Source organism: Bacillus sp. 220_BSPC (genome assembly GCF_001054655.1).
Taxonomy (GTDB): Bacteria; Bacillota; Bacilli; order Bacillales; family DSM-1321; genus Peribacillus; species Peribacillus frigoritolerans.
This window is the reverse complement of record NZ_JVPL01000124.1, coordinates 1-15,043: the sequence shown is the minus strand read 5'-3', so window position 1 is coordinate 15,043 and position 15,043 is coordinate 1. Positions and strand designations below refer to the sequence as shown.

Annotated in this window: 12 protein-coding genes and 1 pseudogene; 2 read left to right on the top strand and 11 right to left on the bottom strand. The window is 30.8% G+C overall.

Annotation, left to right across the window (positions count from 1 at the left end; translation table 11 throughout):
* The 11 genes from ADA55_RS08300 to ADA55_RS30390 form a co-directional block, all read right to left on the bottom strand.
* On the bottom strand, nt 1-471 hold a 471-nt coding region (locus tag ADA55_RS08300; protein ID WP_048681871.1), incomplete at its 3' end, for a DUF4199 family protein.
* A gap of 894 nt (nt 472-1,365) precedes the next feature.
* Nucleotides 1,366-2,025, bottom strand: coding sequence for a DUF4145 domain-containing protein (locus ADA55_RS08295; protein WP_048681868.1), 660 nt, complete (start codon nt 2,023-2,025; stop codon nt 1,366-1,368).
* A gap of 82 nt (nt 2,026-2,107) precedes the next feature.
* Entirely contained in the window at nt 2,108-3,895 is a 1,788-nt protein-coding gene (locus ADA55_RS08290) for a DUF4209 domain-containing protein (protein ID WP_048681863.1), read from the bottom strand.
* 316 nt (nt 3,896-4,211) lie between these two features.
* A complete protein-coding gene (locus ADA55_RS29260; protein WP_153246110.1) occupies nt 4,212-4,364 on the bottom strand; it encodes a hypothetical protein in 153 nt (50 codons plus the stop codon).
* A gap of 25 nt (nt 4,365-4,389) precedes the next feature.
* On the bottom strand, nt 4,390-5,211 hold the full coding sequence (locus tag ADA55_RS08280; protein ID WP_048681857.1) for a hypothetical protein: 822 nt from the start codon (nt 5,209-5,211) through the stop codon (nt 4,390-4,392).
* A gap of 397 nt (nt 5,212-5,608) precedes the next feature.
* The gene (locus tag ADA55_RS08275; RefSeq protein WP_048681853.1) at nt 5,609-6,019 is read right to left on the bottom strand and encodes a hypothetical protein; all 411 of its coding nucleotides are present in this window, start codon (nt 6,017-6,019) and stop codon (nt 5,609-5,611) included.
* Nucleotides 5,985-6,737, bottom strand: coding sequence for a winged helix-turn-helix domain-containing protein (locus ADA55_RS08270; protein WP_048681851.1), 753 nt, complete (start codon nt 6,735-6,737; stop codon nt 5,985-5,987). The genes ADA55_RS08275 and ADA55_RS08270 overlap by 35 nt, the downstream gene beginning before the upstream one ends.
* A gap of 285 nt (nt 6,738-7,022) precedes the next feature.
* Nucleotides 7,023-8,264: a DEAD/DEAH box helicase family protein gene (locus tag ADA55_RS08260; RefSeq protein ID WP_048681845.1), complete on the bottom strand. Its 1,242-nt coding sequence runs from the start codon at nt 8,262-8,264 to the stop codon at nt 7,023-7,025.
* Between the two features lie 278 nt (nt 8,265-8,542).
* Nucleotides 8,543-9,175 carry a GIY-YIG nuclease family protein gene (locus ADA55_RS08255; RefSeq protein ID WP_048681843.1) on the bottom strand — a complete coding sequence of 211 codons (633 nt, stop codon included), beginning with the start codon at nt 9,173-9,175 and terminating at the stop codon, nt 8,543-8,545.
* A 518-nt stretch (nt 9,176-9,693) separates the two neighbouring features.
* Nucleotides 9,694-11,871, bottom strand: coding sequence for a type ISP restriction/modification enzyme (locus ADA55_RS08250; protein WP_204375325.1), 2,178 nt, complete (start codon nt 11,869-11,871; stop codon nt 9,694-9,696).
* Between the two features lie 59 nt (nt 11,872-11,930).
* Nucleotides 11,931-12,869: a hypothetical protein gene (locus ADA55_RS30390; protein WP_204375324.1), complete on the bottom strand. Its 939-nt coding sequence runs from the start codon at nt 12,867-12,869 to the stop codon at nt 11,931-11,933.
* A gap of 832 nt (nt 12,870-13,701) precedes the next feature.
* On the opposite strand from ADA55_RS30390, the gene ADA55_RS08245 reads away from it, so the two are divergent.
* The gene (locus tag ADA55_RS08245) at nt 13,702-14,832 is read left to right on the top strand and encodes a site-specific integrase (protein ID WP_048681840.1); all 1,131 of its coding nucleotides are present in this window, start codon (nt 13,702-13,704) and stop codon (nt 14,830-14,832) included.
* A gap of 65 nt (nt 14,833-14,897) precedes the next feature.
* A pseudogene (locus ADA55_RS28355) lies at nt 14,898-15,043 on the top strand (DUF3900 domain-containing protein); the annotation flags it as partial.

Below are 15,043 nucleotides of genomic sequence, written 5' to 3'. Positions count from 1 at the left end.
TTTTTCTCTTTCCGCTTGTTCTGCTTTTTCTCTTTCCGCTTGTTCTGCTTGTTCTGCTTTTTCTCTTTCTACTTGTTCTGCTTGTTCTGCTTTTTCTCTTTCTTCTTGTTGTTTTTTCTCTTTATCTTCTTGTCCTTTTTCCTCATTGTCTTCCTCATGATTGGTCATTACTTGTTGATGGTGCACTTCAGTTTCAGTTTCAGTTTCCTCTTCCAGTTCTTTATAGTATCCAATTATACAAGGAATTAAAAACCAGGCTAGTAAAAGGAAGGAAAGAACAATTATTAATATCCCTTGCCAAACAGACTTCTGGTTTTTTCTTCTAATTTTACACCACCAAATAGTTACTAGGATGATAATAATAAGAAGAATATTCCACCAAGCAGAAATTATACACTGAATAGTGAAAACAAAAAGTGATATAATAAATATTATTAGACATAACCAAAATAGTATTTTCAGTAATCTCACAATTTAACCTCGTTCCCTTAGACATTGAAGTATTTTTCATTTAACTTATATATTCCCTCTTCATACCTCTTACAATTTCTTCGTACTCTGCTCTCATATTTAATCAACTTTAGTTTTAGCTAGACTGCTAGGCTTATGTAATAAAATAGTAGTATGTGTTGTAAGTACCTTCCAAATTTATACTGAATTTCTATGTAATTGTGATTGAGTAGGGAAATAGTACAGAAAGGTTTTCTAATTTTTGTTAAGCTATTTTTATCCTCCTCTGATTAGTCGATTAGAACCATGCTAATATTATCATACAATTGGAATAAATGCGTTAGGGAGAAAAATTTTCTAAAAAGAGAGTTTATTTTAAAATGGGAACTCAACAATTCTGTAAGCTATTTAATTAGAATATATTTATTTTTGCTCATCAATGTCAATAATAAAAAAGCTAGTAAATCCACTTAATTACTTGATTATTAGCGTGTTTTATATTTATATACGGTAATTTACACGCAAAAGCGCCTCAATTGACATCAATTTAATCCCAAACACACGGAGCATGAAATTAACATGATTGGGTCAATGGAACACTAATAGCACCTCAAATTATATTCTTGTTATGAAAACACAAAGACGTTACTATTTTTAGTAACGTCTTTTCGACTCTCAACTCTTTAATGCAAACCTCTAAAACCTCTTCAATAATCTTTATCCTTTTTTTATGGGTAATTTATTCAATCTAGTGATATTGCACCCCGTACCAAACACAAAAAGACACTCCTACTTTGAGTGCCTTCAATGTTTTCATGAGTTTTTTTTCGCTCCAATATATTACTAATACATTATTTTATTTTTCATACAGTCTTTACAGAACTAGGCAAAAAAACTGAATTAAAAGGAAAATACTCATGTTTCTTTTCTCATGTTTCTTCTTTCTTTCAGCCATTTTAATTCTTCTACTTTATCCTGTAATTCATAAATATTCTCAAGTGTGTGTTCGACAATTTGTATAGCTATTTCCAACTCTTGTTTTGTTGGAATCTGTAATTCATGAAGTGCTTTATTGCCTAAAAATCTATGTTCATGTAAAATATCTGCATGACGCTTAGTTAGATATTCCCTTTCATGTAATCCATTTATTTTTTTTTCTATATTTCTACCTTGTATACCAACATTGGAACATATTGCTTCTATAATAGCTCTTAGGCAAGCAGAACAAGATAAAAGTAAATTTTGATTATAGGTTTCAATTATTTCTTTGTATATATTCTTTATTTTACTTGGTAATACAAAGTAATTATTTGTTTGTTTAAAGTCCGTTTCCCTATTAGGAAATATCCTTATAGTCTCCTCAAGATTTCCAGAATTATAGTCTATATCTTCACTGTTTACCCAAACTTCATAAAAAGAAATTTGCTCACATCCCATACATTCGATAATTTTCCACTCTCCCTTTGCATAATCTATCTGCATTTCTGGAGTGTTATCTGGTGTATATTCTCTAATAAACTCTTTTACAATATTATGTTTTGTTTTTTGTTTACACTTGTTACAATAGACTTTCATATATGTCCAACCTCTCAAAGATAAAATTTATCTCCAACCAATTTTGGAAGTTAGTGCGCTATTAATTAATATAATATCTACCTTAGACTTCATTTTCTGTAATTCTATAATTAGTTAGTAACAAAAATAAATATATTACAAGTACGTTCATACTTTTATTACACTCAGTTTGAGTAATTAATCCATGCGCAATTTTGTTTCTAAGATTAAAACCTGCTTGTTCAACCATTACAACTTGTACAAGGGTATGATAAATTTCTCCTAATGAAGACTTTACATCATCCCTATTTAAAAATTCATTAAACGTTATTTCATGTTGTGCTACTCCTTTTTTTATCGATGTTGTAACATAACCAGAATTAGAAAACATTCTTCTAAGACAAGATTCAAATTGTGGAACTAATATGTGTAACGAGCTAATATAATCTCCTTCAAAAAACCTCTTTATCCCTATTTCAATAAATACTTCATTTTTGCTATCGAGTAACTCCCAACTTTTAATTTTATCTAATAAGTTGTAGCAATTTAAATCGTTTTCATCTATTAATTTGTCAAACAATCGCACCAATAAAGTTTCTTGTAAGTGCATTAAATAGTTACTTATAAAACTTAATTCGAATGAATCTTCTTCTTCAACTTCCTGAAAAACTTTCTTTCCATCATATATAATGCTTTTACTCGCTAGGTACTGTAATGGAAACTTTTCATTTTGCTTTTTGGTTTGTTCCATTACTACATCAAGATCTGGAATAAAAATAATGGACTTAGAGAGTAAGTTAAGTGATTCATTAATTTCCACTTCAAGATACGGGTTTAATATTTGATCAATAGCTTCAATTGGAATAGAAACAACTGTGGATATTAATGATAACTCCCCATTAGTTTCTACCTCCTCGTATGTCCTCCTAATAAGTATTTTCATTTCATCTATTTTATTTTTCTCACCAATATCTGCATAATGTTGTAAGGCTTCCTCCAAAAAGTGTGCTTTTACTATACTACTCTTATCTTGTCTCCCTTGTTGATGTTCAGCTTCTTCCTCATAAGACATCCCTATTTCCAATGAATATTTTTTCCTTGTTTCTTCATTTTTCTTTAATATTTTACTCCACTCCATTAATTCTTTGCAGAAGTATCTATGGATATAATGCTTCTTATTTTGAATAAAATACTGCCTAGATTTATCAAGTATTTCGTAACAATAAACTTTATTCTCTTCTTGTATTATAGAAGTTAAGGGACTCTCTTCTATCACTCGATACAATTTAGCAATCTCCAAAACCCAGCTATATTCTTGTGATTCATCAAATTCTTTTATCTGATTTACCACATGCTCCTCTATTCGTTTAGCATATTGTTCATTTTTCATCTTTAATGCTACTTGAATAACTCTCGCCATATCCTCTAAGTAACTAAAATATTCCCCATTTGCTAGATGGGTAAGTGCAACTTCAAATAAGGTAGGTAAAAGAATTTGAGATAGTAAATATTTATTCCTAACAACATACTTATCACCATGTTCAAACAAGAAATCTGAATATCTGCTAATAAAAAAAACATTCTCTGTTTCTTCTAATCTCTGTTCATAATATTTATATTGTTCGACAGTAAATTTCTCTACATCTGGAAATTTAAATCCATTATTAAGTTCCAACATGGGGGTAAATCTTTGTGAATGGTTGCCAAATATAAAGGGGGTTTGTGCATGTAATGATAATACTTCTATTTCATATTGAGCTATTGTTGCAATTTCTTTATTTTCCTCATTTCTAGCAACTTCTTGAATAACTTTAAACATATCTGCTAATTCAGATAAATGCTGTACATACTTTGTTTCCTCAATTGCCCTTAGTTTCTCATTAATTGACATTTCATGACCCCCTACTACCTTCTAATTAAGATCCGTATTTCGACACTGTATGAATTTTGAAACATTGCAGTAAATATAGTACCTACAACCCACTATAGTATACGGTTAAATTTTACCATTTTACCAATAGAAGGCATAATTTAATTTCGCAAAATAATCATAAATTACAAATAAAAAAGAAGTGCATTTATGACACTCCCTAATTATTTATTTCTTTATTTTGTTGTCTAATTAAAATTTCCATAATCCCATACCATTTTTCAATAGGTTAGTTCCACCATCTTGACTACCTTTAACAGACAGTTTAGCGATCTTATCACCCTTTGTAACAATAAATAAGGTCATACTCAGGTTGATTTGCTCCGTATTGGACAGAAACCTCATAACCCGCCCAAGCAAATAAGGTTGCAGTAAAAGATTCAGTAGAAACACTCACTTGATCCTGTGAAATAGTCTTTTTAATTTTCATTATATAAAAACCTCACATTTTAAAATTAACGTAAATAATCGGAAAGAAACTGAACAAAATTAGAATTTAAAACGCATTCAAAATCTGCATGGGAAAAAATATCTTCTGCCATTTTAGTATTTATGTTAAACCCTAGTCTTCTTATTATTCTAGAATCAACTATCTTAATTTTGTTGTCTTCAAAACCTAATATTACTTGGATTTTGTTGTACCCCTTTTCACATAACTCTTCATATGTGCCAAACTCAAATGAATTGGTCTGAGTACATTTTGCAATACAAGCAAGTCTATTTCTTCCATTTTCATCAGTTATAAAAGAAGTGCCATATATATCATCATAGTCTTTTGAATCTATTACAGATATTAGCATATATCTTAAATCTCTACTTGGGGTTTCATTAAGGACAGTTTTACAATTAACTAGTGATTGAATTTGGCTACGATATTTCTCCAACTGTTTTCCACTACTCTTGCCCCTTGTTTCCACAATCAAATTCATAGGGTCAATAAAAAAATCTGGAACAATATGTTCTCCGTATCGTTCACTCAACAAAACAGAAAATGGTTGTACATAAATGTCATCACAATCGATCTTGAATGTTCCTAGTGTAACAGCATTATAGAAATAAATTTCGCTTGGATACCCATAACTATTAGGTGTATATAAATCAAATCCAATGCAAAGATTCTTATTTCCAAATGTATAGTCATAATTACAATAGGAAAACTCATAATTATGCGGGCATTTATGACCACTACCATTCCAACCAAAAGTGATTATATTTGAGCATGTTTTGCATTTTGTATCATAACTGTAATCAATATTCGTATAGTATCGTGATTTCATTTAAAATCAACTCCCTTTATTATAGTTATCTACTATTGTTATTAGTATCAGTTACTGAAATCTTACTAAAGCTTACAGAAAGTAATCATAACCTTTAGACAAAGGAACTAGTATAATTCTACCACACAGTTATAATTTTCCATATATTCAAAAACATTACATATTATTTTCATAGATGATATACAGTCTGTACATTCGTTATGTATCCAATACTTTTTAATACAATTTAATATTCTTATTGGATCTATTACATCCTTCAGGAACATATCCTTAAGTTAAAAAAATCGTATTTTATCCACCTTATTATGGAAAGATATTAATTTATAAAAAGCGATAATACATTAATTGTATTATCTTTTTTTAATTGCATTTATTAATTTTAGAATTTAATATTACCCTATATATGCCTATTAATATCGGTAATAACCCCATTGATTCTTTGTGACAAGTGGGTTGCATAAGCTAAGTCAATATAATCTTTTGGAGCAAGTACAGTTGCCCCTTTAATCGGATATAAAAAGTTATTCCTTATACTTTCAACTTCCGATACAAGTTGGGCAATATCTCGTGGTGGTATAGTTCCAAGCCCCTGAGTATTGTATAAATTAAGAAAATCCTGTAATTTTTGGCGGTGATACCTAGAAACAGTTCGGCCAAAATGCCTTGTATACGCGGACGCAATTGATTCTAAAGCATGATAAGCTTTAAAGGCAACAACTTCTTGTTTATTAACATTATTTATAATATGTTGTTCAGCACTATAAATAAATCTTTCAGCTAAGTTCTTGTAAATTTCCTTCTCTGTCAAAAAGAATAACCCCCTTTTTTATCTCGTTTGGATAACGCCCCTCAAACAATACCTGTGGAGCAATCTTACAAATGGGTATTATTAAATTTTCCAAGATGAATTCACTAAGAAGTTCACACATGGTTTGAATAACATGATAACCACTACTTATTTCATAAGTTCCAATTATGTAAAAAGTTAAAGAATCTAAATTTTTTTTATTATATCCCTTAACTAATATCATACTAATTTCCAGTTCATCTAGTTTTTCTTTTTGTTGATAAAAAAGCTTAGAAAGATAATCAAGATTTTTATAATTTAATAGTTCTTTTACGGAAGAAAGTTCTTTGTTATAAACATAAATCTTTTCTCTTAAACTTTTATGTTTAAGTTTATTTTTTTTTCGATTTATCACATAATCCTCAAATTGCTCTAAATCCTTATAAGTAAATCCATTAGATCGTTCTAATAATAAGCTTTTCCCACGTTCAGTAATAACAAATGTTCCTTGATCTATATCCTCAATAAGTCCAGCACTTTTCAAATCAAACTTGGTCCATCTAATCCTACTCTTTAATTTTGTTTCCTTTCCACTTGATAATCTTTCTTCTATCTCGTTATTGGATAGATTAAACTTTTCACAAAAATATTGATGAATACCGTGTAAATTTTGCTCAGCACCATTTTGTATAAAACTCAAAAAATGAAACAATAATTCTTCATTTTTAGGTAAAGACATTTTCTTCCTCCTATAACTAATTTACTAGTAATTTATCCTTATTCTATTATTTTGTGAAAATTTTTACAAATATTTTCTTTTACAATATTTATTTTTTAGTTTTGAATCGATAAAAATAATAAAAACTCCATTCACATGAATGAAGTTATTATTATTTGCTTTTTTATGTTTGAAACACTCGATTAACTTTATGTTTTGCCTTTTTGGCTTTATGTTTTCAACAATAAACCTAAGTTTAATCGAAGGTTTCATGTTTTATTCTTTCCCTTACCTAATTACCGAAATTTATTTCTTAAATTTAACTTCTTTATTGTTAAGCCATTGCTTTAACAGAGTTCTCATTCTCAAACTAGGTATGTATATGTTAATTGATTCAGCATCAGGTTTTCTTATAGCACTTCTCCACATCCATTGTAATAAGTCGCTAAGTGCTAATAAATCCTCATTCACTTTAACCCCTGCATCCTCAAAAAATTGTTTTTCAAAAGGTTTCATATATAAATTATAAACAAATGCTAGATTGTGAGTATCTTGATACTCATTGGTTGCTCTTGTTGTCCACGGAATAAATCCCTTAGTATATCCTTTTCCTTGAAGCCTATATTTCATTGATTTCTTTGTTGTCCAAAGATTATCGTTTGATTTTCCACACTTCCTAAAAAATGTATACAAATTTTTCTGTAACCTGTCTACTACCTCATTACTTGCAAATTTTATCCAAGTTGATGACAGTTCATTTCCTTTCACTTTTCCATCAGTAACATAGTTAGTATTTAATTTTCCTTCATAGATATTAATTAAATTTTTAATATTACTTCGACCTTCAGCATAAGGATTATGTTCAACCAAACAGTATCCAGCTCCTACTTGGTTAACACTCTTATACGTATAATCTATATTAAATAAATCATAATAGTATCTTTGTATTTGCCCATCAAATAAATAAGTTAGTATGTACGTTTCATTAAATAAATCAAATACAGATGCAGGAAATGTCCAAAACATCATAATATCTCTATGTAGATAGATATTTCCTTGTTGTGCATGATATTTGATATTGGCGTATCGACCATCAAATACCCCATTGTAACTTTCATCAAGCCAATTAACTTTTCTATCTATTACTTCAATCATGTTTGCGTTTAATAATATTTCAATGTCTTGTTTTGTTACCTTTTCCACCTTTTCTATAACATTTGCAACTTCATCTAAAATCAATATGTAGCCTGCATCTTTTAACAGTTCCATAACTTCATCATCAAACATACTAAATAAAGCATGTGTCGTGACTATACTTTCACCATTTGCAAGTAATTCTTTAAAGTGTTTTAGCTTTGTTCCTTTACCAAGCTTAGCATCTGGTTCAACCATAAATGGACAATCTACTAAAATGTTATTATGTATTTCATCTAAATATGGAGAAACATATAAAAATCTTTTACTTTTTTGATGGCGGTTCATGTACTCCTTTGCCCATGATGTTTTACCACTACCCATAATAGAATCAATAACAGTTACTTTTTCCAAAATAAATCTTCCCTTTCATTTTTATATTTTTATATTTTTGTATTAGAAGCATCTTTTCCATAACACTTATTTACCTACTGCATTTTCATTATGTAAAAAGTGCAAAAACCAATTACAAACCCTTATATATCAAGGGTTTCAGGCTCTATCCCTTAAAAAAGAATATATAAAAGTGCAACATAGAATTCATTTCACTATGTACTTTTTTCCACCATCCTTTGGAAAACTGTCGTTTTCCAAAGCCTAGCCGAAAAAGTACCAAAACGGCTCGATATAGTTTAAGAAGGGATATTTTGTGTTTTTAATTTATTTACATCAAATTTTATATTGTTGAATCTCGAATTATATCCCTTCTGTATTGCCTTGCAATTAATAATCCACAAATCCTCAGCATCTTTTAGTGTTTTTTTATCATCCCAATGTTGAATAACTTCCCATGTAAAAGCATCGAATCCATATTTTCTAATTGCTTGTGAAATCAGTGTATTATAGTTAGGATTATTTTCATTAAAAGCATGACATTTATGTTCACTAATTCTTCGTGCTAGAGGTCTTGTAGTGCTTCCAACATATTTATCATTGGTAATAATATTAGTAGCAACATAAATAGTACAGGTATCTTCTCTGTAAAAGTCTTCTGGATAAGTTCTACTTCTATTTCTCCTAGCATTGCTGACTGCAGACCAATCCACTTGATACCATGAGATTTGTTCTGGTCGCTCATTACCTAGAATATAATGAGCATTGTTACCAATGCCTCTCCTCTCAACAGTTTCATAATGTTGTAGCATAGTTCTAATGAGTGCACATTCTATATCGTAACTATTTATCGTATTATTTTTTTTAAAATGCCTTTTACAAATATCATTTCCAAATCGTTCAACCGCTTTAGCTCTAGTAATTGTTTTCATTATTATTAACCTCCTTTTATTCTATCTTGGTCACAAGTACCTACTTCATTTGATTTGTTCCAGCATCTGCCTAAGTATCATAATTATCCCCCTAAAAATTTTCTTCTCTTTTTATCAAAATCTGTTGACAAGAGATATTGATTACATGTATTATTAAGGTAAGGTTGAATATCTACGTCTAAAAAAAGAGAGAATAATTTTATTATACAACATTATAGTGAATTTGTCAATGTTTTTAAAGCAATAAATCCTTTCTATTTTTACTGTTCTTAAGGTCATTAAAGGATATACAAATAAATACATATAATAAGCCAATGTTATAAAAAATTGATTATATAAACAAAAAGCCCATTCAATTAAATTTTGGATGGGCTTTTTTAAATTCAAATGAAACTATTCTAAAGAGCTTTGGAAAAAAATCCATTTTTACAAAAAACATTATTATTCCCTTTAAATTTTCTAGTTGTAAATTTATTTTCTCTAATCAAAATCCTCCCCTCACATATGTGGGTAAATCATCAAAATTTTATTTCTTTATCTATACTCTTTATGATTCTGTCAGTTTCGCTTAATGCAACAATTATTTTTTGATAGTACAAAATGTCTTGAAAACTCAATTTCTTATTTATACGATCCTTAAGCCACTTTTGAGCTGGTTGGTATCCGCCGATAAAATATTCCCAAGCCACTAATGGGATATTTTCAAAGTATTGTTCATCATTTATCCAGATACGACCTACTTGTTTTTCGATGTCAGTTATTTCCCAATCTTTTTTTACTATTTTTCGCGTTATCCGATTATCTCCATCATTGGGGTATCCAGTAATGTATTCTTCTACTTTATGTGATTCCAATAAATGTATTTGCCGCATTTCACTTCCTAATTTCACCAATGCCCAAAATTCTTTTTGATTTTTCGGATAGGGAACACGCGGAAAATCTATTTTTAGAAATTCCTTATACTTCCCACGATAAGAAAGGGAGTGTAATATAGCATAAATGTAGTCTAGTATATCAATAGGCGAAAAGGTATTTTCGGTTTTCTCCTTTTCCAGTGTAAATTTTAATCCTAGCTCGTCTGCTATTTTCTCAACTATCTCAAGGTTTAGGTTTGGAACTCTTTTATTTTCTGAAAGTGAGATTTGTGCTGATGTTTCTTCGTAAAGATACAAAGGAAATGCCAGTCCAGCACCATATTGTCCAGCAGTACCCGTAAAATTAATATCGGTAATATTTCTTGTTAGAAAATAACCGAATTTCTCTGTTATTGCTTGACGAGGAAATGTAACAATTATATTTTCCTTATCTAGAACATGGTTCATAATACGTTCTCGACCTCTATCAATCAAATCGCTTGAGTAGTATATAAATCTATTGTCAAAAGGTCTGTAGGATATTTTTTGTATCTTATCCATGTCAAATTTTCCAAGTCGTTTTTGGTTTAGCCATTCTTCCTTTTCATTTAAAGAATATTTAATCACTAGTTCTCCGTTCGGAATCTCTTTGTCAAAAAAATCTTTTATCTTAGAAGACATATGTTCCTTACTAAAGTCAATTACCAAACCATCTCTATGAGTTTTTATACCGCTTGTATAGACACGGAATAAATCAGAAACACGAAATCCTTTGATATAGTTTTTTTCAACATCATAATTTTTTGGAATGAAAAAATAATCTGGACTTCTAGGAACTAATTTTGTCCAAGAAATATTGTTTAAACTGTTCATAGATAAAACCTGATATTTTAACTCTCTTTTTCCAAAAAGGTCAAAGTGGTATACTTCAGCATATTCTTTAGACTTTTCCTTACCTGTCTTCACAAAAATATTGATACTAACTCCCTGCATAATATCAAATACATTTTCGTCTTTTGAACCATCGGGAGCAGTTTCTTGTTTATTTGTACTCCCATGTAAGTCAAGAATATATATTTTATCAAAACTTTCTAAAAGACTTTTCCGCACTTGTTTATGAATTATCCCATCAATAAAACTGTTATTTGAAATAAAAGCTAAAATCCCTTCACCATTCTTTGAAATATAATATTGAGCGTGTCTAAAAAATTTCAAATAATCATCTGATAATGGATTGATGTTTTTCTCATTTAAGTCTTTTTTGTAATCAACCATAAGATTCTCTATCCAATTAGACTTGTTAGAACTACTTACAGAATACGGAGGATTTCCAATAACGCACATAACAGGAGTATCTCTCTTTATATAATTTGCTTCGTTTGCTTCACTACTTAACCAACTAGCAAATAGCGTTCCTGTATCTGGATGATGTTCTTCAAGTGTGTTGGTAAGATAAATATTGAAACGTTGGTCTTTTTTAGAATTAAAGCCTGTTTCAGTTAAAAGCAAATCTAACTTAAGATGAGCCATAGCATAGGAAGCCATTAACAACTCAAATCCATTAAGACGCGGTATTAAGTCCTCTTCAACATATCCTCTCCATGCACCTTGCAAAGATTGAAAATTCGTTTCGTAAATATGTCTTATTACTTCAGCAAGAAATGTTCCTGTACCTGTGGCAGGGTCAAGAATCTGTACTTTGTGTACTTCTACTTCTTCAAAAACAGGTTTACTTTTCTTTTTCCCTTTTGTTATACCAACCATCTCTCTTTTTATTTTAGTTTTAGTAGTATCAGCTAAACCCTGTAATAGGTTAAATTCATCTTTTAATATGTCATTCACAGCTCGTACTATAAAATTAACCACTGGCTTAGGTGTATAATAAACCCCTCTTGATTTCCTTAGTTTTGGGTCATAAGCTGAAAGAAAGGTTTCATAAAAATGAATAATAGGGTCTGTAGTTTGAGTACTTTTCCCAAAGTTATTTGTAGCGCCAAAACATCTGTAGCTCTAAATACTTCAGCCAAATTATCAACTGTTGTTCTTATTCTTTCGTCAATATCATAACCAGCAACATATTGAAATAGTTTACGTAAAAATGGATTTGTTTTAGGAATTAGTTCTGCGGCTTCTTGACGAGTAAATTCATCTAAAGTTGTATCGTGTAATCGAGCAGCAAACATACCGTAAGCTAGAGTTTGTGCATAAATATCAGCGAACTCTTTTGGCTGTAAGTCATGAATGAGAATTTGTTTAAAAGAATTATATTGGTCTTTTAAAGAGGTGGTTTCCAGTGAGTTCTCATCTGAAGTAATAGCCTTTTCAAGAATGTTCTCTAATAACCTTGCTTTACCAGCCATCATTTCTGCTAATTTTTTAGGAGATTTAATTGTCTGTCCTATAAAGGTGCAGAACTCCTGTATTAAATTTAAAAAGTTTCCGAAGTTTTCTGGTAACGGAACAACCCTTCCATCTTTAATTTCACCAATTCTTATTTCATGTGTTAGCTTACCTTGTCTGTAAAATTGAAACCATATGTAATCCGTTATTATAAGATTATCTAAGGCAGTTTTATACCTCTCGAATTGTTCTTTGTATTTTTTTGAGTATAAATCTTTTCCAATATCTTTTGCTTCAATGTAACCGATAGGAATCTTACCTTTTGTAATTACATAATCTGGATTTCCGCAATCAGTTACATTCGCAGGCTCATTTGTAATTTCAATACTTTTAGTAATCTTCCTAAGTAAGACTTCTAAATCCCCTCTATAACTGTGTTCTTTAGATATTCCCGAAGCATAACGTTTTGCTAATTGTTTTAAATAATCATTTAATGGCATTTCCTCACCTCTAAATATCGTTGAACAATAATACTACCACATATTTCATATTTTCCTCAATTCTATTTTATTTATGTTGAATTTAACCATAAAATATGCTAAATAGAAAAACCGCTCTTCGAAGGGCATTTTGTTCAAATGGTCATTTTTCATTAGCCCAATTTGAACTATGTCTTTAGAGCGGTTTTCTTTATCCTTTGATAAAATCATAATTTTATACGTCTTTACCCATCAGCAGGTACAAATTCTCCATCTGCATTATATTCTTCTGGATTATCTGAACACTATTCCTCACCCTGACCATTACTTAAAATTCACACGAAAAAGCATCTCAATTGACATGCTTTTCAAAAGAATTACACGTAACAAACATTCAAAACGAGTGTGGGAGTGGAAGTGCTACTCTCACATTTCGAAAATGTTATCCTTGAAATGGTGATATGTAACCGCCTATAAAGAAACACACCCAATTATATAGTGAGTGTGTTTCTTGCTATTAAAAATACTAGCTCATAAAGGTGGGTTTCTTTCAGTACTCCATATTGCTAAGCTGATTAAATTTTTCATTTTGTTCCCTTAATGCTGTACCCCAAATGGCAAAGGTACTTCTCTGTCATCTTTAGGTCGCTGTGACACAACATTTTTTGAAGGGTAAATACAGCACCGCCGTTCATTAAAAACCCATTTATAAATGTTGTATTTCTAACAGGATATAGGTGAAAATATTGATAACCAATAATGTTTTCGGCACTTCTCCACTGTTGATTTCATGATAAAATATAAATGAATAGAAACCTTTCACATCTTTTGACCTGAAATGGAGGTCTTGAACGTGAATGGTAGTATAACCCAAAATAAAAAAACAGGTAAATGGGATTTCGTCTTTAACGGTGGGATAGACCCTTTGACTGGCAAACGAAAACAGATTCGCCGAAGAGGCTTTGAATCAAAGCGAGATGCAAATGATGAAATGACAAGGGTAAAGGCTGTAGTTTTAGAGAATGAATTTCTTGATCTAACAAAAATGACCTACGGTAAATATATGGAAGAATGGTTTCAAGAAAGAAAAAGTCGTCTACAAAAATCAACCTTTGAGATTCACTCCATCTTTTACCAAAATGTTATAAAACCAAAAATTGGTCATCTTAAAATACAGCAAATTGCTCCAATTCAAATTCAAAAATTTGTTAACGACCTAGTGAACGACACGTCTTATTCGGAACACACTGTCCATCTCATCTTTCGAATTGTCAGTGCATCCCTTAAGAAAGCTAAAGTCTTGAAACTTATAAAGGACAACCCTTCCACTGGGATTACACTTCCAAAAATAAAACAAAAAGAAATAAATGTTTGGTCTGTAAAACAGGTCAATTTCTTTATCAGCGAAGCTAAGAAGATAAAACGACTCACCCGCTGTCATATCGGATTTCTTATGTCAATCTTTACAGGGATGCGACAAGGAGAGATTCTTGGACTAAGGTGGAAAGACATTGACTTTGAGACACAAACGATATTTGTAAGGCAGACGCTTACACAGAACGCAGAGATTAAGGCAGGAGCAAAGAATGAAGCAAGCATTCGCTCCATTCACATCCCTAGTAAATTAATGGAAGAGTTAAGGACACATAGGAAACAAACCTTGAAGGAAAAGCTATTACTTGGCTCAAGCTATCGTGACCTTGACCTAGTCATCTGCACAAAAAGCGGAAAGCCCATGATACCGAGAAACTTCCGCAAAGAGTTCTATAATCTAACAGAGAAAATCACTTTGCCTAAAATTCGATTCCATGACCTTAGGCATACACACGCTACTATCTTGATTCAACAAAATGTGAATGTAAAGCTCATTTCCGAAAGACTAGGTCACTCGGATATTGAAACAACTCTCAATACTTATAGTCATGTCCTTCCCGATATGCAGAAATCTGTCTCGGATAAATTGGACAAAATTATAGGAATGTGACCGAATTAGTGACCACTACACATTTACAATACCTAAAATGTAGTCATATCAATGTTTCAGCTACCTCCTATCCATACATGCCCGAAGAAGGAATGGTTGAAGAAGGCGAGCTGAAAATCCACCAGGCTTCACATGCCCGCTACTTCGAGGACTTCTTGAAGTTCGTCGAATATGGCGAATCGATGCCGGAAATCATGAAAAACCAGGTCAT